Genomic DNA, 21,301 nt, shown 5'->3' with positions numbered 1-21,301 from the left:
ACTGTTTGCATCACGGACGCGACGATTGCGCGCCCTTACGGGTCGCCTAGGTCAGCGGCCGCAGGATGATCTCGACACGACGGTTCTGAGCCCGGCCGGCCGGGGTCGTATTGTCGGCGACTGGCTGACGCTCGCCCATGCCGGCGACGAAGAGGCGATCCTGCAGAACCCGACCCGGATTGTTCAGATAGCCGGCCACGGCGCTAGCCCGGCGCTCGGAAAGCGTCTGGTTGTAGTCGTCGGGGCCACTGCTGTCGGCGTGGCCGACCACGTCGATCGTGGTCTGCGGATAGGCGTTCAGGGTGCGGGCCACATCGTCCAGCACCTTGGTGAACTGCGGCTGCACGTCCGACTTGTCGACGGCGAAGGTCACGTCGCTGGGCATGACCAGGACGATCTGGTCGCCGTTGCGGCGGATCATGACGCCCGAGCCCTCCAGGCTGCGGCGGAAGTCGGCCTGCTGACGGTCCATATAGTTGCCGACGGCGCCGCCGGCCAACGCGCCGATGCCGGCGCCGATCAGGGCGTTCTTGCGGCCCTGTTCGCCCTTGTTGGTGTTGGTCAGGTAGCCGAGCAGCGCGCCCGCCCCGGCGCCGGCGAGGGCGCCCGTGCCGGTGTTGTTGCGCACCGGCATGCCGGTATAGGGATCGGTAGTGCTGCAGGCGACCAGGGCGCCGGCCCCCATCATCACGGCGACCAAAGCTAACTTGCGCATTCTCGCAACCCTCGTGTGTTTGTTGTAGATCAACGTCAACGGGGCTAACGCCCGTCTTATGGTCAAGTTCCAACAACGCGCCTGACACCAAGCTGAACGGCCTTCGTTTCCGCCAGAGTCCGGTGTAGTAATAAGGAACTTACTCATTCCAAGGCTCTGAGCAGTGTCCACGTCCGCCATCGAACCGATTTCGTTCTCCCTCTACAGCAAGGACTTTCCGCGCTTCGCCCAGGAGCTGGGCGCGTCGTTCGAGCGCTACGGCTTCGCCGTGTTGTCGGAGTACGACATTCCCCAGGACCGCATCGACGCGGCCATCGCCGACACCAAGGCGTTCTTCGCCCTGCCGACCGAGACCAAGAAGCAATATGCCGGGGTCAAGGGCGGCGCGCGCGGCTACATCCCGTTCGGGGTCGAGACGGCCAAGGGCGCCACGCACCATGACCTGAAGGAATTCTGGCACATGGGCCGCGACCTGCCGCCCGGCCACCGCTTCCGCGCCACCATGGCCGACAACGTCTGGCCAGCCGAGATCCCGGCCTTCAAGCACGATGTCAGCTGGTTCTACGGCGCCCTGGACAACATGGGCGGCAAGGTCCTGGAGGCGATCGCCACCTACCTGAAGCTGGACCGCGACTTCTTCAAGCCGACTGTCGAGAATGGCAACAGCGTGCTGCGCCTGCTGCACTATCCGCCGATCCCGGCCGACGCGACGGGCGTGCGCGCCGGCGCCCACGGCGACATCAACACCATCACCCTGCTGATGGGCGCCGAGGAAGGCGGACTGGAGCTGCTGGACCGCAACGGCGACTGGCTGCCGATCAATCCGCCGCCGGGCTGCATCGTCATCAATATCGGCGACATGCTGGAGCGCCTGACCAACCACGTCCTGCCCTCGACCATCCACCGCGTGCAGAACCCGCCGCCCGAGCGTCGCCACATCCCGCGCTACTCGACGCCGTTCTTCCTGCACTTCGCGTCGGACTACGAGATCAAGACCCTGCCCAACTGCGTCACGCCCGAGAACCCCGACCGCTATCCGGAGTCGATCACGGCCGACGAGTTCCTCCAGCAGCGCCTGCGCGAGATCAAACTGGCCTAGGGCCCGCGATCGCCGACAAAGCAAAGCCCCGTCGATCGCTCGACGGGGCTTTTTTGTTTGGCCTCAGGTCGATGACCTACTTGGCGATCCGCAGCGACGAGATCTCCTGAGCGATCGCCTTGAAGGCTGTCTTCAATTCCGAACCCGTGGACGGGAAGAAGGCCTTGGTCGAGTCGGTCGCGCAGTAGGTCAGCATGTCCTGGGCGTCGTCGTCGTCCACGTCGAAGCCGACCGTGTAGAGGGTCATGTCGTAGGCGGACTTCTTCATTTCGTCGCAGAGCTTCTTGGTCTGCTCGAAGGGGTCGCCGTTGGTGGCGTTGCAGTTGATGTGATCATCGCCGCTGCCGCTGCCCGAGGAGGCGTCCTTGGCGATCACGCCCTTGCAGTAAGGGGTGTTGAAGGCGCCGTCGGTCATCAGCACCACGACCTTCATCAAGTCTTTGGTCTTGTAGGCGGCCGGGCGCTGCGAGGCGTTGGGCCATAGATAGCCGAAGTTCGGCGAGACCATGTACCAGCCCCAGCCGAACCCGATCTGGCCGGCGGTCGAGCCGCCGATGCTCAGCCCGGTGATCTTGGCCTTCAGGGCGGCCTTGTCGCTGGACAGCGGCACGATCTCGGCCGTCGGGCACGGGTTGGAGCTCTGGGTCGTGTAGTTGCGGCCGACCGGCGAGGTGCTGGGCGCGGTGTCGGTATAGGCGTCGGTGCCCACCCGCTCGCTCACGCAGGTGCTGATCGGACGGGTCTCGGTGGTGTTGCCGGCGCTGGTGAAGGTGAAGTTCGAGCAGCCGGCATTGGTGCTGGTGTCGCAGGTGGCGATCCCGCCCGAGCTGTAGGACGAGGCGCTCGACGTATCGGCGTTGATCGTGAACTTGTTCGTGGTCACCGCGCTGATCGTATAGGTGTGGCCGTTCAGCGTGGTCATGCCGCTGACGCCGCTGATCGCCACCTTGTCGCCGACGATGTAGCCGTGGCCGTTCGAGGTCACGACGGCCGAGCTGGCCTTGGTGATCCCCGTGATGGTGCGCGAAATTACCGGGCCACGGATGTCGTCCGCATAGGAGCCGACATTGACGCCGACCGAATAGGGAACGAGCGCCACCTTCGAATAGAACGGCGTCTGGGTATCCTTGACGATGATGTCGACCAGGTCCGAGGCGCCGGTCTTCAGGTCGGTGATGCGCGAGCCGGACATCGAGCCGGTGATGTCGAGCACGACCGCCACTTCCAGGTTCTTGGACGAGCGCACCACGTCGGACGTGGCGACCACGGTGAAGTCGCCGCTCTTCCACAGATTGGCGATGATCGGCTTCAGGGTCGCCGTCGCGGTGCCGATGATGTGGTTGTCGGTCGCGTTCTTGAATGTGGCGTTGGTGGCCGAGAGGCCGAGGTTCAGACCGGTGATCTCGGCCACGAAGGCCGGATCGCCGATCGCTTCCAGTTCGGCGTCCGTCGTCGCGGTCGAGCGCGCCGCCATCAGGGTGGCCGCGTCCAGCGCGTCCTGCATCTGCCGGCGCTGCAGGCTGATCCGGCCCACGTCGACCAGGGCGAAGACCAGGATAGACAGCGGGATGGCCAGCAGGGCGAACTGCACGGCGATAGCTCCGCCCTCGTCGCGCCGCAGACGACCGGCGAAGACGGCGACGCCTTCCCTCAGGCGTCGGAACATGCGGCTTTGGGTCGACATCGGCGTTTTCCGGGGCATTTCGAACACGGTTCTTCGGCATGACCTTCGCGCACGAGGGTGAACAAGCCGAAAACGCCATTGGTGAACGCCGCGCGCTTGTCCTCTAACACCGCCTTCGACTCCGGCCTCGCCTGACGCTAAAGAGCCCGGATGCCGTTCACCGCCACCGTCCTGACCATGTTCCCCGAAGCCTTCCCAGGCCCCCTCGGTGTCTCGATGATCGGGACCGCCTGGAAGGAACAAGACCTGTGGCGTTTGGAAACACTAGACATTCGGGCCTTTTCCAAGGATAAGCGCGGCTTCCTCGACGACACCCCTGCGGGTGGCGGCGCGGGAGCCGTGCTCAAAGCGGACGTCATCGCCTCTGCGCTCGATAGCGTGGACCTTGATGGTCGGCCGATTTTGTACATGAGCGCCCGGGGCAGGCCCCTGACCCAGGCGCGCGTAAGAGAGTGGTCCAAGGCGCCCGGTATCGTGGTGTTGTGCGGCCGCTTCGAGGGGGTGGATCAGCGGGTGCTCGACGCCCGTGGGTTCGAGGAGGTCTCGGTCGGAGACGCGGTTCTCGCCGGTGGCGAGGCGGCGGCGATGGTCGTGATCGAGGCGTGCGTTCGACTTGCCCCGGGTGTTCTGGGGAATATCGAGAGCACGCTGGAAGAAAGCTTCGAGGACGGACTCCTCGAGCATCCGCAGTACACGCGACCGCGGACGTTCGAAGGGCTCGACATCCCCGAGGTGCTGCTATCGGGCGATCACAAGCGGATCGACCAATGGCGCAAGCGTATGCGTGAAGAAACGACCCGCGAGCGGCGGCCCGATCTCTGGGATGCGCATCTCGCCAATCAACAGGCAAAAGGCGGCCCGAAAACGGGTAAGCCCAAAGGAGACTGAGACATGGCTATCAACATCATCAAGCAGCTTGAGCAGGAAGAATCCTCGCGTCTGCTGGCCGTCCGCGCGATCCCGGAATTCCGTCCCGGTGACACCCTGCGCGTCAACGTGAAGATCAAGGAAGGCGAGCGCGAGCGCGTTCAGGCCTACGAAGGCGTCTGCATCGCCCGCGCCGGCGCCGGCATCCACGAAAGCTTCACGGTCCGCAAGATCTCGTTCGGCGAAGGCGTGGAACGTCTGTTCCCGCTGCTCTCGCCGAGCATCGAAAGCATCGAAGTCAAGCGTCGCGGCGTCGTCCGTCGCGCCAAGCTGTACTACCTGCGCGACCGTCGCGGTAAGTCGGCCCGTATCGCCGAGCGCGCGGGCAGCCCGAAGGCTTCGACCTCGTCGGAAGCCTAAGGCTCTTCAGCCTTCGAAAATGAACGAGGCCCCGGCGGAAACGCCGGGGCCTTTTTCTTTGTCCGTTCGGGAAGCGGTGTTCGACCTTATCGCGGCGCGATGAGGCGCGGATACTTGCGAGGCGGCGACGGCGCCCGCAGGACGGCCCACAGCTGCTGCAGGGCCAGCGTCCATCCGAACGTGGTTTCCTTATGGGTCTTGAGCGCTTGATCCATCATCGTCGCCTTCCTTGGCTTACCGTGATGAGGAAAATCGCCGTTCGACGACCGGGTGACAAACGCGGCCTCCTTGGCTATCCATAAGCACTGCTTATGACCGACATCCTCGCCCGCCTGCCGCTCAGCGCCATCCGCGTCTTCGAGGCGGCCGCTCGCCTGAAGAGCTTCACCCGCGCGGCGGACGCGTTGGGCGTGAGCCAGGCCGCCGTCAGCTGGCAGGTGAAGGCGCTGGAGCAGCGCCTGGACCAGCCGCTGTTCAATCGCCTGCCCCGCGAGGTGACCTTGACCCCCGCGGGCGAGCGCCTGTCGCGGGCGGCCACGGAGGCGATGTCCCTGCTGCGCGCGGCGGTCTCGGACCTGGTCGAGACCGAGGACGGCGTGCTGTCGATCACCACGGTCCAGAGCCTGGGCGGCCAGTGGCTGGCCCCGCGCCTGGGCGGCTTCCAGTTCGCCCATCCCCGCATCGCCGTGCGCCTGGAGGCGTCCAGCCGGGTGATCGACCTGGGACGCGAGGGCGTCGACATGGCCATGCGCGGGGGCCAGGGCCGCTGGCCCGGCATGACCGCCCACTTCTTGATCCCGGCCGTGCAGACGCCGCTTTGCTCGCCCGAATTCCTGGCGCGGGTGGGCGGCCTTTCCAGGCCCGAGGACTTGCTGAACATCCCGCGCATCGGCATCGCTCGCGAGTGGGAGGAATGGTTCCAGGCCGCCGGCGTGGCGGTCGGGACCGAGCGCCTGGAGCCGCGCCTGGCCTCCGACGCCCAGGCGCTGGAGGTGGCCAGCGCCTTGGCCAGCCATGGCGCGGCCCTGGGCTCGCCGATCTTCTTCGCGCGCGAGCTGGCCGAGGGCCGCCTGGTCATGCCGTTCGACGTCGTGGCCCGCTACACCGGCGGCTATTGGCTGGCCTACCCCAGTGAGCGGGCGCGGGTGCGCAAGATCGCCGCCTTCCGCGACTGGGTGCTGGCCCAGGCCGCCGCCGATCCACTGATCGCCCGCTACGCCGCGGTCGCGCCGTTGGAAACGCCGGGCGCCTCTCCCCTGTCACGACCAGCCCTTCCATAGTCAAGCTTAGGTGCGAACGCACCTAGATTGACAAACCTTCGTTCCGTGACATGATCCCTTCACCCCCGGCGATAGCCGGGCTTCCAGACCGTCTCCTTTCTAGTGGACGGCCCTCTTCGAGCGGAGCCATCGGCCCTCGAAGGCTGAAAATGATGCTAGGGCGCGCCGAAACACAGGCGCGCCCTATGTCGTTTCAAGGCCTGCCTTCCCGGTGGGCCGACCGGCCACAGGGCGCAAGAAATTGTCGCGGGAGCGGGCCCCCACTGGATTTCGACGCACGATCCGCCCTATATCCCCGCCATGTCCGGTAAAACCCTTTACGACAAGATCTGGGACGCCCACGTCGTCAGCGAAGCCGACGGCGAGGCCATCCTCTATATCGACCTGCACCTCATCCACGAGGTGACCACGCCGCAGGCCTTCGCGGGCCTTCGCGCGGCCGGCCGCAAGGTGCGCCGGCCCGATCGCACCCTCGCCGTGGCCGACCACAACATCCCGACCGAGGGCCAGGCGCTCGGCGTCGACGCCGTGGCGGACGAAGAAGCCAGACTTCAGCTGAAGACCTTGGCTCGCAATGTGGCCGACAACGGCATCGAGTTCTTCCCGATGGGCGACATCCGCAACGGCATCGTCCATGTGGTCGGTCCCGAGCAGGGCCGCACCCAGCCGGGCATGACCATCGTCTGCGGCGACAGCCACACCTCGACCCATGGCGCCTTCGGGGCCCTGGCCCACGGCATCGGCACGTCCGAGGTCGAGCATGTCCTCGCCACCCAGACCCTGCGCCAGAAGAAGGCCAAGAACATGCTGGTCCGCGTCGACGGCCAGCTGGGCCCCGGCGTCACCGGCAAGGACATAGCGCTCGCCGTGATCGGCGAGATCGGCACCGCCGGCGGCACCGGCTATGTCATCGAGTTCGCCGGCGAGGCCGTTCGCGCCCTGTCGATGGAGGGCCGCATGACCCTCTGCAACCTGACCATCGAGGGCGGCGCCAAGGCCGGCCTGATCGCGCCGGACGACAAGACCTTCGCCTATATCCAGGGCAAGCCCGCGGCCCCCAAGGGGGCGGCCTGGGACATGGCCGCCTCGCACTGGAAGACCTTCTTCACCGACGAGGACGCCGTCTTCGACCGCACGGTGGTCATCGACGGCTCCGCCCTGGTCCCCATGGTCACCTGGGGCACCTCGCCCGAGGACGTCATCCCGGTCACCGGCAACGTCCCCGATCCGGAAAGCTTCGCCACGCCCGACAAGCGCGCTGCTGCTCATCGCGCTCTTGACTACATGGGCCTGACCGCCGGCCAGCCGATCTCGGAAGCCCGCATCGATCGCGTCTTCATCGGCTCGTGCACCAACAGCCGCATCGAGGACATGCGCGCCGCCGCCGCCGTGGTGCAGGAAGCCTTCTTGCACGGCCGCTTGGTGGCCTCGCACGTCAAGGCCATGGTCGTCCCCGGCTCGGGGCTAGTGAAGGAACAGGCCGAGGAAGAGGGCCTGGACGCCATCTTCAAGGCCGCCGGCTTCGACTGGCGCGAGCCCGGCTGCTCGATGTGCCTGGCCATGAACCCCGACAAGCTGGCCCCGCAGGAGCGCTGCGCCTCGACCAGCAACCGTAACTTCGAAGGCCGCCAGGGCCGCGCCGGCCGCACCCACCTCGTCTCCCCCGCCATGGCGGCGGCGGCGGCGATCGCGGGTCACCTCGTGGACGTCCGCACCTTCCTGGAGGAGACCGCCTGATGCGCGCCTTCACCCGCCTCGACGGCCGCGCGGCTCCGCTGGAGCTGGCCAATATCGACACCGACCAAATCATCCCCAAGCAGTTCCTCAAGACCGTGGAGCGCGAGGGCCTGGCCAAGGGCCTGTTCTACGATTTCCGCTTCGACGGCGACGGGAACGAGATCAAGGACTTCGTGCTCAATCGGCCGGAGTTCAAGAACGCCAGCGTGCTGATCGCCGGCGACAATTTCGGCTGCGGCAGCTCGCGCGAGCACGCCCCGTGGGCCCTGATGGACTTCGGGATCATGTGCGTGATCTCGACCAGCTTCGCCGACATCTTCAACAACAACTGCTTCAACAACGGCCTGCTGCCGGTGGTGGTCAGCGCCGAGGACCTCTCGCTCCTGATGGACGAGGCCAAGGGCGGCAACCACATGGTCAGCGTCGATCTCGAGACCCAGTCCGTGGTCTCGCCGTCGGGCAAGGTCATCCGCTTCGACATCGACCCGGTCCGCAAGGAGAAGATGCTCAAGGGCCTCGACGCCATCGGCGAGACCCTGATGCACGGCGGCGACATCGACGTCTACGAGAGCAAGCGCGCGATCAGCCAGCCCTGGCTGGAGGCGTAAAACAGCAATAGGCGTGTCATCCCGGCCGCAGCGTAGCGGAGAGCCGGGACCCAGGGGCCAATGCACTGCGGTCGCCCTGGGTCCCGGATCGCGCAAGCGCGTCCGGGATGACACGGATTTTTGGGGCGTTGAGCCAGCATGACCCTGATCCTCGCCGGCACGATCCGCATCGCGCCCGAACGCCTGGCGGACCTGCGCCCGCATCTGCGCGCCCAGGTCGAGAACACCCGCGCCGAGCCGGGCTGCCTGGACTACGCCCTGACCGAGGACACGCTGGATCCCGGCCTGATCCGGGTCTACGAGCACTTCGAGAGCGAGGCGGCGCTGGAGTTCCACCGCAACACCCCGCACATGGCGGCCTGGCGCGCCGCCTGCGCCGAACTGGGCGTCCATAGCCGCGACCTGTCGTCCTTCGACGTTTCCGACTACCGCAAAATCTAAGCCGCAAGATCTAGAGAGAGCCTTTCATGTCCACCCTCCTGCTCCTGCCCGGCGACGGCATCGGTCCGGAAGTCTGCGCGCAGGTGCGCCGCGTCGCGGCCGCCCTCACTCCGGACCTCCAGGTGTCGGAAGCCCCCTACGGCGGTTCCAGCTACGACGCCCACGGCACGCCGCTGCTGGACGAGGTCCGCAACCAGGCCATCGCCAGCGACGCGGTGCTGATGGGCGCCGTCGGCGGGCCGCAGTGGGCCAACGCCCCGCGCCACCTGCGTCCGGAAGCGGGCCTGCTGAACCTGCGCAAGGCCATGGACGTGTTCGCCAACCTGCGTCCCGCCTACTGCTTCGAAGCCCTGGCCGACGCCTCCAGCCTGAAGCGGGAGCTGGTCTCGGGCCTGGACATCATGTTCGTGCGTGAGCTGGTCGGCGGCGTCTATTTCGGCCAGCCGCGCGGCATCGAGGATCTGCCCGACGGCCAGAAGCGCGGCTTCGACACTCAGGTCTATACGACCAGCGAGATCGAGCGCGCCGGGCGCGTGGCCTTCGAACTGGCCCGCGGCCGCACCAACAAGGTCCACTCGGCCGAGAAGTCGAACGTCATGGAGTCGGGCCTGCTGTGGAAGCAGGTGATCACCGACCTGCACGCTCGTGAATATCCGGACGTCCAGCTGGAGCACATTCTGGCCGATAACTGCGCCATGCAGCTGGTTCGCGCGCCCAAGCAGTTCGACGTCATCGTCACCGACAACCTGTTCGGCGACATCCTGTCGGACGCCGCGGCCATGCTGACGGGCTCGCTGGGCATGCTGCCCTCGGCCGCCCTGGGCGCGCCGGGCAAGCCGGGCCTGTACGAGCCGATCCATGGCTCGGCCCCCGACATCGCCGGCAAGGGCCTGGCCAATCCGCTGGCCGCCATCCTGTCGTTCGAAATGGCCCTGCGTTGGTCGCTGGGCCAGACCGAGGCCGCCGACGCTCTGCTGGCGGCGGTCAAGAAGGCGCTCGACACCGGGGCTCGCACCAAGGACCTCGGCGGGTCGCTGACCACCACCCAGATGGGCGACGCGGTGCTGGCGGCGCTCTAGCCCCTTCCCGAAGAACCGTTACAGGTCCTAGGCTCCTCCCAACGATAAAAGGTTGGGAGGCGCTTATGACCCCGGGCTTGATGCAGACGACGCCGCTGATGATCAGCGGCATCCTGACCTATGCCGCCCAGGCCCATGGCGCGCGCGAGATCATCTCTCGCCTGATCGACGAGCCCCTCTGGCGCTATGACTACTCGGGCCTGGCCCGCCGCGCCGCCCAGGCGGCCAACGCCCTCACGCGCCTCGGCGTGAAAGCCGGCGACCGGGTCACCTCCCTGGCCTGGAACACCCATCGGCACCTGGAGCTATTTTACGCCGTCCCCGGCATCGGCGCGGTGCTGCACACGGCCAACCCACGACTGTTCGACGAGCAGATCGTCTACACGATCAATCACGCTGAAAGCTCGGTGCTCTTGTTTGATCGAAGTTTCGCCGCCCTGGTCGAGCGCATCGCCCCGCGGCTGACCACGGTACGGACCTTCGTCATGCTGTCGGACGCCGAGCGGACGGTCCCCGGATCTGTCGGCGCGACAAGCTACGAGACCCTGATCGCCGGCGAGGCGGAAGCGATCGACTGGCCTCGCTTCGACGAGAACGCCGGCGCCTTCCTCTGCTACACCTCGGGCACGACGGGCGATCCCAAGGGCGTGCTCTATTCGCACCGCGCCGTGGTGCTGCACGCCATGGCCGGCGGGCTGAACAGCGCGTTCGGCTTCACCGCCTTCGACGTCGTCATGCCCTGCTCCAGCCTCTACCACGCCACCGCCTGGGGCCTGCCGTTCAGCGCGCCCATCTGCGGGGCCAAGCTGGTGTTGCCCGCCGACAAGATGGACGGCGCCAGCCTGCACCAGCTCATCGAGGGCGAGGGCGTCACCTTCACCGGCGGCGTGCCGACCATCTGGACCATGTACCTGGCCTGGCTGGAACAGAACGGCGAAAGCCCCACCAAGCTGAAGCGGGTGGTGATCGGCGGCAGCGCCGTGCCGCGCGCCATGGCCGAGGCGTTCAAGCGGCTCTATGGCGTCCAGACCCTGCAGATCTGGGGCATGACCGAGACCTGCCCGATCGGCGTCGTCGCCACCCCGACCCCCGCCCTGGCCGCGCTCGGCGAAGAGGCCATGGACGAGGCGATCTGGACCCGCCAGGGCCGGCTGCAGTTCGGCATCGAGCTGAAGGTCGAGACCGAGGATGGCGCCGACGCCCCCTGGGACGGCGAGACCTCCGGGGCCTTGCTGGTGCGCGGCCCCTGGGTGGTGCGGCGCTATTTCCGCAAGGATGAGGACGCGGCGCGCGAGGATGGCTGGTTCGACACCGGCGACATCGCCACCCTCGACGCCAACGGCTTCATGCGCATCACCGACCGTCAGAAGGACGTCATCAAGTCGGGCGGCGAATGGATCAGCTCCATCGACCTGGAGAACGTCGCCGTCGGCTGTCCGGGCGTGAAGATCGCCGCCGTGATCGGCGTGCCGCATCCCAAGTGGGAGGAGCGGCCCCTGCTAGTCGTCGAGGCCCACGAGGGCTCGGACGTGACCAAGGCGGCGGTGCTCGACTACCTGGCGCCGAGGATCGTCAAATGGTGGACGCCCGACGACGTAGTCTTCGCCCCCGTGCCGCTGACGGCGACGGGGAAGATCGACAAGAAGGTGCTGCGCGAGGCGTGGAAGGGACACTTGGGAAGCGACTAGACAAGGTTCCCGCACTAAAAATCCGTGTCATCCCGGAAGCCTCGCAGAGGCTATCCGGGACCCAGGGGCCGGCGCGGTGCGGTTGCCCCTGGGTCCCGGCTCTTCGCTTTCGCTACGGCCGGGATGACACTTTGAAGTGTCGTGTGAACCTAGACCGCCCTAAGCCAGCATCCGCACCTTCGGCTCACGATCCCAGAACCGCTTGGCGGCCGCCGCGATGAAATCGTCGCCCAGGCCCGTCACACCCTCGTCCGGCTCGACACCCGCCTTGTCTAGCAGCGGCTTGGCTGCATCCGTGGCGCCGATGGCCTTGAGGTGGCCGAAGGCGTCCATGACGAACTGGACGGCCGCCGCTTCCTTCAGCAGGGCCGCGCAGCCGTCTTCGGACAGGACCACCGCGATGGCGTCGACCGTCACCGACGGCGTCCCGGCGAGCTGGCCGTCGGCCGGGATCAGAGTTCCGTCCGCGCCCTTGGCCCCGCCGATCTTCGGCGCGATGACCTTGGCCACCGCCCCGGCCTTCTTGATCGCGGCTTTCAGCTTGTCGACCGCCTTGGCGTCCGAACCGTCGGCGACCAGCACACCGATCACATGGCCCTTGATGTCCTGAGGCGCGCGCGGTCCGTTGACGATCCGCAGGGCCGGCGAGGGTTCGAGATCCTGTACCGAGACCGCTGCCTTGGAAGCTTTGGGCACGGCCATGTTGAGGCCGGCGCCGACCCGCTTGGCGAGGTCCGGGTCGACATTGACCAGGTTCGACATCATCCGCGTCCGCACCGCCTCGATCCCGACCTTGGACAGCTCGAACACCAGGGCCGAGGCCAGGTGAGCCTGCTCGGCGGGATCCAGCGAGCGGAAGAACAGTCGCGCCTGGCTGTAGTGGTCGGCGAAGCTCTCGGGCCGGATGCGGAGCTTGTCGCCCTGCTCGCTTTCGCCATCCGCCGTCGGGAAGGTCTTGAAGCCGGTCACTGGACATTCGCGTGGCCCGCCCTCCTCGCCCGCCGTCTCGGCCAGGCTATTGGGCTCGTAATTGGCGCGGCCCTTGGGCTGCAGCATCTGCATCATGCCGTCGCGCTGAAAGTTCATCACCGGGCACTTGGGTGCGTTGATGGGGATCTGGTGGAAGTTGCTCGTCCCCAGCCGACTCTTCTGGGTGTCGAGATACGAGAACAGGCGACCTTGCAGCAGCGGGTCGTTGGTGAAGTCCACACCGGGGACGATGTTGCCGGGGCAGTAGGCGACCTGCTCGGTCTCGGCGAAGAAGTTGTCCGGCCAGCGGTCCAGCACCATCCGACCAACGATGCGCACCGGCAGCACCTCTTCCGGAATGATCTTGGTCGGGTCAAGCACGTCGAACGGCAGGCTGTCGGCGAAGGCCTGGTCGAAGGCCTGGATGCCCAGCTCCCATTCGGGGAAGTCGCCGCGCTGGATGGCCTCGAACAGGTCGCGACGCTGGAAGTCCGGATCAGCCCCGGCGATCTTCACCGCCTCGTCCCAGATCGTCGACGCCACACCTTGCTTGGGCTTCCAGTGGAACTTGACGAAGGTCGATTTGCCGGCCGCGTTGACCAGGCGGAACGTATGGACGCCGAAGCCCTCCATCGTACGCAGGGAGCGCGGGATGGTCCGATCGCTCATCGCCCACATGATCATGTGGGTGCTCTCGGGCATCAGGCTGATAAAGTCCCAGAAGGTGTCGTGGGCGCTGGCGGCCTGCGGATAGCCGCGATCGGCCTCCATCTTCACCGAGTGGACCAGGTCCGGAAACTTCATGGCGTCCTGGATGAAGAACACCGGGATGTTGTTGCCCACGAGGTCCCAATTGCCTTCCTGGGTATAGAACTTCACCGCGAAGCCGCGCACGTCGCGGGGCGTGTCGACGCTGCCCGCGCCGCCGGCCACGGTAGAGAAGCGGGTGAAGACCGGGGTCTTCTCGCCGGGCCGCTGGAACAGGTCGGCCTTGGTGATGTCGGCCAGGCTCTCATAGACCTCGAAGAAGCCGTGGGCCGCCGAGCCGCGGGCGTGGACGATCCGCTCGGGGATCCGTTCGTGGTCAAAGTGGAAGATCTTCTCGCGGAGGACGAAGTCTTCCAGCAGCACCGGGCCGCGCTCGCCCGACTTCAGCTGGTTCTGGTTGTCGGAGACCCGGATGCCCTGATTGGTGGTCAGGTGCGCCTCGGCGGTGTGTGGCCCCTTTTCCGGAACGCGTTGATGGGTCTCGTCGCCGTTGCCGCGCTCGGTCGTGAAGCCGTCTGCCATGATCTTTCCCTCGTCCCGCCTGAATAGGTCGAGGGCCAAACCCGCCGCCTCCGTGGCGGTTCCTCCAGCCAAGCTCCGGTCAGAACCTCAGGCGCCAACTCTCCGAGACCAGGCCCTCGCCGAAGCCGTCATAGGGCCAGCTTTCCTCCAGCACGAAGCCGGCGCGATCATAGAGCCGGCGGGCGGGCAGCAGGTTGGCCTGGGTCCAGAGGATCACCTCGGCATAGCCGGCGTCCCGCGCGAAGTTCAGGCACGTCCGGATCAAGGTGTCGCCGACGCCCAGGCCTCTCGCCGTGGGCTCAACCAGCAGCAGGCGCAGGCGGCCGACCGTGTCGGTTTCGCGGGCAAGCATGATCGAACCGACCGGCCGCCCCTCGTGCTCGGCGATCCAGCAAGCCTCGCGCGCGGCGTCGTAGGTCTTGACGTAGTCGGATACCACCCCGGCCACCACGCCCTCGAACCGGTGGTCCCAGCCCTCTTCGGCGGCATAGAGCTCGCCGTGACGCTGGATGATCCAGCCGAGATCGCCCGGCCGCGTGGGACGCAGGGTGATCATGCTTCCAGCAGCGCCTTCAGCTTGGCGAGGTCGCGCCCCACGGCCGCCGCGTCGCGGGCGAAGGCCGCGTCGTCGTACATGGTCGGCGGCCTATAGAGCGTCAGCCCCACCTCGGCGCCTTCGCCATTGGCCACCACCCGCAGCGGCATGTAGAGCTCGGTCCCGTCCGGCAGGGTCACCCAATGGTCGAGGACGCCATAGGCGTTTTCCGGCGAGAACCGCACCTTCACATCGCCGTCGGGGCCGTGGGCGATCCACTGATCACCATCGCGCGTCAGGCCAGAGGCCAGGCCCGCCGCCCACTTGGTGAAGCTCTCGGGCTCGCGGGTGAAGGCATAGACCTCGCTCGCGGACCTGTGGATCCGGATGCTGATGTGCCGGGACTCGAACATGGGTGCTACTCCACTGTCATCTGGGTCTGGGTGACCACCGCCACGAGCTTGCCCTCATCCGTCTCGATCCGCGTGGTCCAGACGCTGGAACGTTTGCCGACGTGAAGCGGGGTCGCGGTCGCCACGACCGTGCTTCCCACCTTGGCCGAGCTGATGAAGTTGGTCTTGCTCTCCAGCGTCGTGGTGCGCTTGCCCTCCGGCGTCGACAGGAAGGCGCCGATGGCGCCCAGGGTGTCGGCCAGGGCCATGACCGCGCCGCCGTGCAGGATGGAGCCGGCGGTGCAGAGATCGGGCCGAACGACGAGCCGCCCCTCGACGCGGTCGGGGGCGGCATGGGTCACGGACACCCCCATCAGGGTGGCGAAAGGCAGCAGGTCGAGGTCGAAGGCGGGCGTGGTCATGCGCGCATTTCACGCCCGTCCCGTGACCTCATGCAAGAGGGTCAGCGTTCGCTGTCGAGGTGCGCCATCATCGCCTCGGCGTAGCGCGTGCCCGCCACGGCGTCGGTTGGCACGGCGGCCTCGATGGCAGCCAGATCGTCGGCGGTCAGCTCGACGTCCAGCGCGCCTAGCGCCTCGGCCAAGCGGCCCCGGCGACGGGCGCCGACCAGCGGCACGATGTCGCCGCCCCGCGAGGCGACCCAGGCGATGGCGGCCTGGGCCGTGGTCACGCCCTTGGCTTCGGCGACGCCGCGCAGGGCCTCGACCAGCGCCAGGTTGGCGTCGAGATTGTCGCCGACGAAGCGCGGGCTGAAGCTGCGGAAATCGCGTCCCACCTTGCCGCTGTCCTTGCTCCAGTGGCCGCTGATCAAGCCGCGCGACAGCACGCCATAGGCCGTCATGCCGATGCCCAGTTCGCGCAGGGTCGGCAGGATGTCCTTCTCCACGCCGCGCGAGATCAGCGAGTATTCGATCTGCAGGTCGACGATCGGCGCGACCTTGGCGGCGCGGCGGATGGTCTCCGACCCCACTTCCGACAGGCCGATGTGACGGACCCAGCCGGCCTGGACCATGTCGGCGATCGCCCCGATGGTCTCCTCGATCGGCACGGTCGGATCCAGGCGCGAGGGGCGGTAGATGTCGATATGGTCGACGCCCAGGCGCTTGAGGCTATAGGCCAGGAAGTTCTTGATGGCGGCCGGGCGGCCGTCGAAGCCCAGGAAGGCCCCGTTCGGATCGCGTAGGGCGCCGGTCTTGACGCTGAGTACCAGCTTGTCGCGCTTGTGGCTCTTCAGCGCCTCGCCGATCAGCATCTCATTGTGGCCCATGCCGTAGAAGTCGCCGGTGTCGATCAGGGTGATCCCGGCTTCCACGGCGGCGTCGAAGGTGGCCAGGCTCTCGGCCCGGTCGGACGGGCCGTACATGTCCGACATGCCCATGCAGCCGAGGCCGAAGGCGGAAACGACGGGGCCGGCTTTGCCGAGTTGGCGGGTCTGCATGGTGGTCTCTCCTTGGTGTGGGAGAGCTTATGCGCTCGATCACTTCGTGCGATAATCCAATCAAGTTCGCACGGGTCGTTCTGAATTTCGCACAATGCAGCAGGCTGACTTCGCCGATCTCGACGCCTTCACCGCCGTGGCGCGGGCCCGCGGCTTTCGCGCGGCGGCGGCGCTGCGCGGCGTCTCGGCCTCGTCGCTGAGCGAGGCGGTGCGGCGGCTGGAGACGCGGCTGGGCGTGCGCCTGTTGAACCGCACCACTCGCAGCGTCACGCCGACCGAGGCCGGACAGAAACTCCTGGAGCGCCTGTCTCCGGCCCTGGCCGACGTCGCCCTGGCCTTGGACGAGGTCACCGCCTTCCGCGACAGCCCGACCGGCACCCTGCGCCTGAACGTGCCCCTGGTGGCAGCCAAGGTCGTGTTCCCGCGGCTGATCCCGAAGTTTCTGGCCCAGAACCCCGGCATCGCCGTCGAGATCATCGCAGAGGACAGTTTCATCGACGTGCTGGCCGCCGGCTTCGACGCCGGCGTGCGCTACGACGAGCGGTTGGAGAAGGACATGATCGCCGTGCCCCTGTCTGGGCCGCAGCGGTTCATGCTGGTCGGCTCGCCGGCCTATTTCGCCGCCCACGGCCGTCCCGCCCATCCGCGCGACGTGCTGGACCATGCCAGCATCCGCCATCGCTTTCCCAGCGGCGCGACCTATTCCTGGGAGTTCGAGAAGGACGGCGAGGTCATACGCCTCAACCCGCCCGCCCGGCTGACCAGCACCAGTCTCGACCTGGAACTGGCCGCCTGCGAGGCGGGGGTGGGCCTGCTGGCCACCTTCGAGGACTTCGTGGCCGAGGCGATCGCGGCCGGGCGGCTGGAGGCGGTGCTGCAGGACTGGCTGCCGCCGTTCAGCGGGCCGTACCTGTACTACCCCAGCCGCCGCCACATGCCCGCCCCGCTGCGGGCCTTCGTCGACTTCGTGAAGGCCGAGCGACGGCCTTAGGCGGCCGCCTCGTCCCGCGCGGCCTTGGCGAACAACCAGGCCGACAGCAGCCAGGCGCCGGTGAAGACGCCGCTGGCGATGAAGCCTTCCGCGGAGCCCATCATCTGGGCGATGATCCCGACCACGGCCTGCACGAAGGCGGTGGCGACCAGGGCCCGGGCCATACTCCCGCCTCGGAACTTGGCGACGAAGCCGCCGGCCACGGCGACCAGCAGCACGCAGCCGAACATCAGGTTGGCGAGGTTGCCCTCATCGCCGATGATCCCGACCGCCCCACAGGCCCAAACAATGAAGAAGCCCGTCGCCACGGCCACCCCGACGGCGGCGCGGAAGGCGAGGTTGCCGGACGCGCGCAGGGCCAGCTCGAACGTGCCGCAGGCGATGGCCAGCATCGCGCCGAACACGGCGAAGTCGAAGGCGGTCCAGGTGACCTCCTTGGTGAACCGCATGGCCACCAGCGGCGTGGCCAGCATGAGGGCCGCGCCGCTCCAGACCAGCAGGCTGAGGTTTCTGTGTCGCGGCTTGGCGGCGGTGGTGGTGATGTGGTCGGTCATGGCGTGGCCCCGTGTTGAACGAGGCTCATCCATGGCTTTGGCGCTGCCTGAGCGGCATGAGCGAATTGTGAGGTCTTGCTGAAAAGCGCCGTGCGTCCTTCGAGGCGCGCTCAGGAGCACGCACCTCAGGATGAGGGCCTCATTGCACGGAATACCTCATCCTGAGGTGTGAGCCGCAGGCGAGCCTCGAAGGACGCACGGCCTAAACCGGCAGCGGCCTGGGCTTCCGATCCTCGCCGATGGCCACGAAGGTGAAGACGCCTTCGGTGACCTTGTGGGCCTGCTCGCCGTCGCGACGGCGGCGCCAGGCCTCGACGGCGACCTTCAGCGAGGTGCGGCCAGTGTGGACGACCTTGGCGAACAGGCTGACCTCGTCGCCGACGAATACCGGGCTGATGAAGGTCATGCCGTCGATGGCGATGGTGGCGCAGCGCCCGGCCGCGCGGTGGAAGGCGATCGACGCCGCCGCCAGGTCCATCTGCGACAGCAGCCAGCCGCCGAAGATGTCGCCTTCGGGATTGGTGTCGGAGGGCATGGCGATGGCGCGCAGCACCGGCGCCTCGTGCGGCCACTCGGCCTTTTCCCAGGCCTTGGCGAGGGTCTCGGCGCGCTGGCTCTGCGGTACGTCGGACACCTAGTGGCCGCCGGCGCCTTCATAGACGCCCGGAGCGAGCAATTCGCTCTCGTCGCCCTCGGCCGTGATCGCCACGAAGCGGCGGTCGCAATAGGAGCAGTCGACGAAACCGGCCGCGCCCATCTCCAGCCAGACGCGCGGATGGCCCAGGGCTCCACCGACGCCGTCGCAGGCGATGCGGTGCGAACGGACCATGATGGTCTCCGGCGCGGGCCCGGCCTGGGCCAGGGTATCCATGGCGGTCGGAACCGTCGCGGGCTCGGCGGTCGCCGATCCGGGCAGGGCGTCGAGAGCGGAGGTGGACTTGGCCTTGCGCGCCATGGGCGGAACCTTCGAAATCAGACGTGGCCTTGGCGTGGCCGCGAACGAGGCATACCTATGCGACGCCGGAAGGCGCCGTCAATCGACGCGCGCCTCGTTTGGCGCTTCCCGGCCACGCCGATACCCGATCTGGACGTTCCATGGACCTGCCCGCCTACGCCATCGAAGCCGAAGGCCTCTACAAGACCTATGCCGGCACCAAGACCTCGCCGGAAAAGCGGGCCCTGAACGGCATCGACCTGAAGATCCCGCGCGGCTCGATCTTCGGCCTGCTGGGCCCCAACGGCGCGGGCAAGTCGACCTTCATCAACATCCTCGCCGGCCTGGTGCGGAAGAGCTCCGGCACCGTGAAGATCTGGGGCCGCGACATCGACCAGCGGCCGCGCGACGCCCGCGCCGCGATCGGCGTCGTGCCTCAGGAACTGGCCGCCGACGTCTTCTTCACCCCGCGCGAGTCGCTGGAGGTCCAGGCCGGCTTCTACGGCGTGCCCAAGAACGAGCGCCGTACCGACGAGCTGCTCAACGCCCTGGGTCTGGGCGACAAGGCCAACGCCTATGTCCGCCAGCTGTCGGGCGGCATGAAGCGCCGCCTGATGGTGGCCAAGGCCATGGTCCATCAGCCGCCGGTGCTGATCCTCGACGAGCCGACCGCCGGGGTCGACGTCGAGCTGCGCCGCCAGCTCTGGCAATACGTGACGGGCCTGAACCAGCTGGGCGTCACCATCGTGCTGACCACCCACTACCTGGAAGAGGCCCAGGAGCTGTGCGACGAGATCGCCATCGTCAATCGCGGCGAGGTCGTCGCCTGCGAACCCACCTCGACCCTGCTGCGCCGGATGGACAGCCGCAACGTGGTGGTGACGCCCGAGGAGCCGGTGACCACCGCCCCGGCCTTGACCGGCTTCGACACCAAACTGCGGGCGAACGGCGCCTTCCAGGTCAGCTATCGCACCGGCCAATCCAGCGTCGAGCAGGTGCTGGCGGCGGTGCGGGCCAGCGGCATGCACATCAAGGACATCGCCACCGAGGACCCAGATCTCGAGGACGTCTTCCTGGCCCTGACCTACGGCGACCCGAACGCCGCCGATCCGACCAAGGACTGACGCGAACCGCTCTAGGCGCTTGCCTTCCGGGGGGCTCGCCGCCAACACTCCCGCTTCGGAGCGGGGTTGGGGGCGTGCGATGAGTTTCCTTGAGCGTCAGTTCGGGCTGCGGGCCCAGGGTACGAGCCTGCGCACCGAGGTGCTGGCCGGCTTCACCACCTTCCTGACCATGGCCTATATCGTGATCGTCAATCCGGCGATCCTGGGCCAGGCCGGCATGCCGATCGCCGCCGTCGCGGCCGCCACCTGCCTGGCGGCGGGCCTGGGCAGCATACTGATGGGGCTGATCGCCAACTACCCGATCGCCCTGGCCCCCGGCATGGGCCTGAACGCCTATTTCACCTTCACCGTCGTCAAGGGCATGGGCCTGCCGTGGGAGACCGCCCTCGGCTGCGTCTTCCTGTCCGGCGTGGCCTTCCTGGTGCTGACCGTGGCCGGCATCCGCCAGCTGATCGTCGGGGCCATTCCGCGCCCGCTATTCTCGGCCATCGCGGCGGGCATCGGCCTGTTCATCGCCTTCATCGGCCTGAAGGAGGCCGGCATCATCGTCGCCAATCCGGCGACCACGGTGGCGCTGGGAGACCTCACCAAGCCGACGGCGATCCTGGCGCTTCTGGGCCTGCTGGTCATGGGCGGGCTGATGGTCTGGCGGGTGAAGGGCGCGATCCTGATCGGCATACTGGTCGCCGCCGTCGCCGGCTGGGCGCTGGGCCTGGCCAAGATCGCCCCCGGCGACTACGGCCTGGCCGCCCTCACCGCCACCGCCTTCAAGCTGGACATCCCGGCCGCCCTGCATCTGAACGGCGGGATGGGCATGGCGCTGGCGGAGGTGATCTTCGTCTTCCTGTTCGTCGACCTGTTCGACAATGTCGGCACTCTGGTCGCGGTGACCAAGAAGGCCGGCCTGGTCCAGCCCGACGGCACGATCCCGCGCCTGAACCGTATCCTGACCGCCGACTCGATCGCCACCATCGGCGGCTCCCTGGCCGGCACCTCGACCGTGGTCAGCTATATCGAGAGCGCCGCGGGCGTCGCCGCCGGCGGCCGCACCGGCCTGACCGCCGTGGTGGTCGGCGTGCTGTTCCTGCTGACCCTGTTCTTCGCGCCCTTGGTCCAGGCCATCCCGGCCGCCGCCACCGCTCCGGCCCTGATCATCGTCGGCTCGCTGATGGTCGGCGCCCTGGCCGACATCGACTGGGACGACCCCGGCGTGGCCATCCCGGCCTTCCTGACGGTCATCGCCATCCCCCTGACCTTCTCGATCGCCAACGGCCTGGCCTTCGGCATCACCGCCTATGCGGGCCTGAAACTGGTGCGCGGACAGGCCAAGCCGAGCGACTGGCTGCTGTTCGTCCTGGCCGCCCTGTTCGTGGCGCGTTTCATCTACATGGGAGCGGCGTGAACGGGTTTGCGCGAAAGCCGCCTTTCGGCTAAG

At 67.5% G+C, this 21,301-nt stretch carries 23 protein-coding genes and 3 pseudogenes; 13 read left to right on the top strand and 13 right to left on the bottom strand.

Translation table 11 applies throughout. The features are described 5' to 3' along the window. Positions 1-46 precede the first annotated feature (46 nt). The gene (locus AC1RRV_RS08425) at positions 47-715 is read right to left on the bottom strand and encodes a YiaD family glycine zipper/OmpA-like lipoprotein (RefSeq protein ID WP_492859145.1); all 669 of its coding nucleotides are present in this window, start codon (positions 713-715) and stop codon (positions 47-49) included. 163 nt (positions 716-878) lie between these two features. On the opposite strand from AC1RRV_RS08425, the gene AC1RRV_RS08420 reads away from it, so the two are divergent. Then, positions 879-1,814: an isopenicillin N synthase family dioxygenase gene (locus AC1RRV_RS08420; protein WP_492859144.1), complete on the top strand. Its 936-nt coding sequence runs from the start codon at positions 879-881 to the stop codon at positions 1,812-1,814. Between the two features lie 76 nt (positions 1,815-1,890). On the opposite strand, the gene AC1RRV_RS08415 is transcribed toward AC1RRV_RS08420, so the two are convergent. Continuing rightward, positions 1,891-3,498 (bottom strand): TadE/TadG family type IV pilus assembly protein, encoded by a 1,608-nt coding sequence (locus AC1RRV_RS08415; RefSeq protein ID WP_492859143.1) that lies wholly within the window; start codon positions 3,496-3,498, stop codon positions 1,891-1,893. A gap of 150 nt (positions 3,499-3,648) precedes the next feature. Between AC1RRV_RS08415 and trmD the strand changes: the two genes are divergently transcribed. Then, the gene (trmD, locus tag AC1RRV_RS08410; protein WP_492859142.1) at positions 3,649-4,386 is read left to right on the top strand and encodes a tRNA (guanosine(37)-N1)-methyltransferase TrmD; all 738 of its coding nucleotides are present in this window, start codon (positions 3,649-3,651) and stop codon (positions 4,384-4,386) included. 3 nt (positions 4,387-4,389) lie between these two features. After that, on the top strand, positions 4,390-4,785 hold the full coding sequence (rplS, locus tag AC1RRV_RS08405; protein WP_492859141.1) for a 50S ribosomal protein L19: 396 nt from the start codon (positions 4,390-4,392) through the stop codon (positions 4,783-4,785). An 86-nt stretch (positions 4,786-4,871) separates the two neighbouring features. Here rplS and AC1RRV_RS08400 read toward each other — a convergent pair whose 3' ends face one another. Further along, positions 4,872-5,003 carry a hypothetical protein gene (locus AC1RRV_RS08400; protein WP_492859140.1) on the bottom strand — a complete coding sequence of 44 codons (132 nt, stop codon included), beginning with the start codon at positions 5,001-5,003 and terminating at the stop codon, positions 4,872-4,874. Between the two features lie 93 nt (positions 5,004-5,096). On the opposite strand from AC1RRV_RS08400, the gene AC1RRV_RS08395 reads away from it, so the two are divergent. The 7 genes and pseudogenes from AC1RRV_RS08395 to AC1RRV_RS08365 all read left to right on the top strand — a co-directional run bounded on the left by AC1RRV_RS08395 (position 5,097) and on the right by AC1RRV_RS08365 (position 11,618). Then, a complete protein-coding gene (locus AC1RRV_RS08395; protein ID WP_492859139.1) occupies positions 5,097-6,065 on the top strand; it encodes a LysR substrate-binding domain-containing protein in 969 nt (322 codons plus the stop codon). A gap of 300 nt (positions 6,066-6,365) precedes the next feature. Beyond that, positions 6,366-7,802 (top strand): 3-isopropylmalate dehydratase large subunit, encoded by a 1,437-nt coding sequence (gene leuC, locus AC1RRV_RS08390; RefSeq protein WP_492859138.1) that lies wholly within the window; start codon positions 6,366-6,368, stop codon positions 7,800-7,802. Then, positions 7,802-8,410 (top strand): 3-isopropylmalate dehydratase small subunit, encoded by a 609-nt coding sequence (gene leuD, locus AC1RRV_RS08385; protein ID WP_492859137.1) that lies wholly within the window; start codon positions 7,802-7,804, stop codon positions 8,408-8,410. The genes leuC and leuD overlap by 1 nt, the downstream gene beginning before the upstream one ends. An 11-nt stretch (positions 8,411-8,421) precedes the next feature. Then, positions 8,422-8,552: pseudogene (locus AC1RRV_RS08380) on the top strand (hypothetical protein); the annotation flags it as partial. Further along, entirely contained in the window at positions 8,549-8,851 is a 303-nt protein-coding gene (locus tag AC1RRV_RS08375; protein ID WP_492859136.1) for a putative quinol monooxygenase, read from the top strand. The pseudogene AC1RRV_RS08380 and the gene AC1RRV_RS08375, both read left to right, overlap by 4 nt. Before the next feature lie 26 nt (positions 8,852-8,877). Next, positions 8,878-9,930, top strand: a complete 1,053-nt coding sequence (gene leuB / locus AC1RRV_RS08370; protein ID WP_492859135.1) for a 3-isopropylmalate dehydrogenase — start codon at positions 8,878-8,880, stop codon at positions 9,928-9,930. A gap of 65 nt (positions 9,931-9,995) precedes the next feature. Beyond that, positions 9,996-11,618, top strand: coding sequence for a long-chain fatty acid--CoA ligase (locus AC1RRV_RS08365; RefSeq protein ID WP_492859134.1), 1,623 nt, complete (start codon positions 9,996-9,998; stop codon positions 11,616-11,618). Positions 11,619-11,671: 53 nt separating this feature from the next. On the opposite strand, the pseudogene AC1RRV_RS08360 reads toward AC1RRV_RS08365, so the two are convergent. The 6 genes and pseudogenes from AC1RRV_RS08360 to AC1RRV_RS08335 all read right to left on the bottom strand — a co-directional run. Further along, positions 11,672-11,753 (bottom strand): annotated as a pseudogene (locus AC1RRV_RS08360) (hypothetical protein); the annotation flags it as partial. 24 nt (positions 11,754-11,777) lie between these two features. Further along, entirely contained in the window at positions 11,778-13,877 is a 2,100-nt protein-coding gene (locus tag AC1RRV_RS08355; protein ID WP_492859133.1) for a catalase, read from the bottom strand. 79 nt (positions 13,878-13,956) lie between these two features. After that, a complete protein-coding gene (locus tag AC1RRV_RS08350; protein ID WP_492859131.1) occupies positions 13,957-14,433 on the bottom strand; it encodes a GNAT family N-acetyltransferase in 477 nt (158 codons plus the stop codon). Continuing rightward, positions 14,430-14,825, bottom strand: a complete 396-nt coding sequence (locus AC1RRV_RS08345) for an SRPBCC family protein (RefSeq protein WP_492859130.1) — start codon at positions 14,823-14,825, stop codon at positions 14,430-14,432. The genes AC1RRV_RS08350 and AC1RRV_RS08345 overlap by 4 nt, the downstream gene beginning before the upstream one ends. A 5-nt stretch (positions 14,826-14,830) precedes the next feature. Continuing rightward, on the bottom strand, positions 14,831-15,226 hold the full coding sequence (locus AC1RRV_RS08340) for a PaaI family thioesterase (protein ID WP_492859129.1): 396 nt from the start codon (positions 15,224-15,226) through the stop codon (positions 14,831-14,833). Between the two features lie 41 nt (positions 15,227-15,267). Further along, positions 15,268-16,263, bottom strand: a complete 996-nt coding sequence (locus tag AC1RRV_RS08335; RefSeq protein WP_492859128.1) for an aldo/keto reductase — start codon at positions 16,261-16,263, stop codon at positions 15,268-15,270. Positions 16,264-16,357: 94 nt separating this feature from the next. Between AC1RRV_RS08335 and AC1RRV_RS08330 the strand changes: the two genes are divergently transcribed. Next, positions 16,358-17,254 (top strand): LysR family transcriptional regulator, encoded by an 897-nt coding sequence (locus AC1RRV_RS08330; protein WP_492859127.1) that lies wholly within the window; start codon positions 16,358-16,360, stop codon positions 17,252-17,254. Here the strand turns inward: AC1RRV_RS08330 and AC1RRV_RS08325 are convergent. The 4 genes and pseudogenes from AC1RRV_RS08325 to AC1RRV_RS08310 all read right to left on the bottom strand — a co-directional run bounded on the left by AC1RRV_RS08325 (position 17,251) and on the right by AC1RRV_RS08310 (position 18,679). Continuing rightward, positions 17,251-17,808: a hypothetical protein gene (locus AC1RRV_RS08325; protein ID WP_492859126.1), complete on the bottom strand. Its 558-nt coding sequence runs from the start codon at positions 17,806-17,808 to the stop codon at positions 17,251-17,253. The two genes, AC1RRV_RS08330 and AC1RRV_RS08325, sit on opposite strands and share 4 nt — an antisense overlap. Positions 17,809-17,893: 85 nt before the next feature. Continuing rightward, positions 17,894-17,987: pseudogene (locus AC1RRV_RS08320) on the bottom strand (hypothetical protein); the annotation flags it as partial. Between the two features lie 23 nt (positions 17,988-18,010). Next, positions 18,011-18,442, bottom strand: a complete 432-nt coding sequence (locus AC1RRV_RS08315; protein ID WP_492859125.1) for an acyl-CoA thioesterase — start codon at positions 18,440-18,442, stop codon at positions 18,011-18,013. Continuing rightward, on the bottom strand, positions 18,443-18,679 hold the full coding sequence (locus AC1RRV_RS08310; RefSeq protein WP_492859242.1) for a zinc-finger domain-containing protein: 237 nt from the start codon (positions 18,677-18,679) through the stop codon (positions 18,443-18,445). Between the two features lie 224 nt (positions 18,680-18,903). On the opposite strand from AC1RRV_RS08310, the gene AC1RRV_RS08305 reads away from it, so the two are divergent. Next, a complete protein-coding gene (locus AC1RRV_RS08305) occupies positions 18,904-19,866 on the top strand; it encodes an ABC transporter ATP-binding protein (protein WP_492859123.1) in 963 nt (320 codons plus the stop codon). A 79-nt stretch (positions 19,867-19,945) separates the two neighbouring features. Further along, a complete protein-coding gene (locus tag AC1RRV_RS08300; protein WP_492859122.1) occupies positions 19,946-21,268 on the top strand; it encodes an NCS2 family permease in 1,323 nt (440 codons plus the stop codon). Positions 21,269-21,301 lie beyond the last annotated feature (33 nt).

It is taken from the genome of Caulobacter sp. GW821-FHT11E10 (assembly GCF_058808375.1).
The sequence above is the reverse complement of the archived record's forward strand: the minus strand, read 5'-3'. Positions and strand labels throughout refer to the sequence as shown.

Coding starts and splice junctions, on each gene's coding strand:
- AC1RRV_RS08330 (WP_492859127.1), top strand. CDS start 16,358: ATGCAGCAGGCTGACTTCGCCGATCTCGACGCCTTCACCGCCGTGGCG.
- leuB (WP_492859135.1), top strand. CDS start 8,878: ATGTCCACCCTCCTGCTCCTGCCCGGCGACGGCATCGGTCCGGAAGTC.
- AC1RRV_RS08415 (WP_492859143.1), bottom strand. CDS start 3,498: ATGTCGACCCAAAGCCGCATGTTCCGACGCCTGAGGGAAGGCGTCGCC.
- rplS (WP_492859141.1), top strand. CDS start 4,390: ATGGCTATCAACATCATCAAGCAGCTTGAGCAGGAAGAATCCTCGCGT.
- AC1RRV_RS08300 (WP_492859122.1), top strand. CDS start 19,946: ATGAGTTTCCTTGAGCGTCAGTTCGGGCTGCGGGCCCAGGGTACGAGC.
- leuD (WP_492859137.1), top strand. CDS start 7,802: ATGCGCGCCTTCACCCGCCTCGACGGCCGCGCGGCTCCGCTGGAGCTG.
- AC1RRV_RS08425 (WP_492859145.1), bottom strand. CDS start 715: ATGCGCAAGTTAGCTTTGGTCGCCGTGATGATGGGGGCCGGCGCCCTG.
- AC1RRV_RS08310 (WP_492859242.1), bottom strand. CDS start 18,679: ATGGATACCCTGGCCCAGGCCGGGCCCGCGCCGGAGACCATCATGGTC.
- AC1RRV_RS08375 (WP_492859136.1), top strand. CDS start 8,549: ATGACCCTGATCCTCGCCGGCACGATCCGCATCGCGCCCGAACGCCTG.
- AC1RRV_RS08325 (WP_492859126.1), bottom strand. CDS start 17,808: ATGACCGACCACATCACCACCACCGCCGCCAAGCCGCGACACAGAAAC.
- AC1RRV_RS08365 (WP_492859134.1), top strand. CDS start 9,996: ATGACCCCGGGCTTGATGCAGACGACGCCGCTGATGATCAGCGGCATC.
- trmD (WP_492859142.1), top strand. CDS start 3,649: ATGCCGTTCACCGCCACCGTCCTGACCATGTTCCCCGAAGCCTTCCCA.
- AC1RRV_RS08305 (WP_492859123.1), top strand. CDS start 18,904: ATGGACCTGCCCGCCTACGCCATCGAAGCCGAAGGCCTCTACAAGACC.
- AC1RRV_RS08340 (WP_492859129.1), bottom strand. CDS start 15,226: ATGACCACGCCCGCCTTCGACCTCGACCTGCTGCCTTTCGCCACCCTG.
- AC1RRV_RS08345 (WP_492859130.1), bottom strand. CDS start 14,825: ATGTTCGAGTCCCGGCACATCAGCATCCGGATCCACAGGTCCGCGAGC.
- AC1RRV_RS08335 (WP_492859128.1), bottom strand. CDS start 16,263: ATGCAGACCCGCCAACTCGGCAAAGCCGGCCCCGTCGTTTCCGCCTTC.
- AC1RRV_RS08400 (WP_492859140.1), bottom strand. CDS start 5,003: ATGATGGATCAAGCGCTCAAGACCCATAAGGAAACCACGTTCGGATGG.
- leuC (WP_492859138.1), top strand. CDS start 6,366: ATGTCCGGTAAAACCCTTTACGACAAGATCTGGGACGCCCACGTCGTC.
- AC1RRV_RS08395 (WP_492859139.1), top strand. CDS start 5,097: ATGACCGACATCCTCGCCCGCCTGCCGCTCAGCGCCATCCGCGTCTTC.
- AC1RRV_RS08350 (WP_492859131.1), bottom strand. CDS start 14,433: ATGATCACCCTGCGTCCCACGCGGCCGGGCGATCTCGGCTGGATCATC.
- AC1RRV_RS08355 (WP_492859133.1), bottom strand. CDS start 13,877: ATGGCAGACGGCTTCACGACCGAGCGCGGCAACGGCGACGAGACCCAT.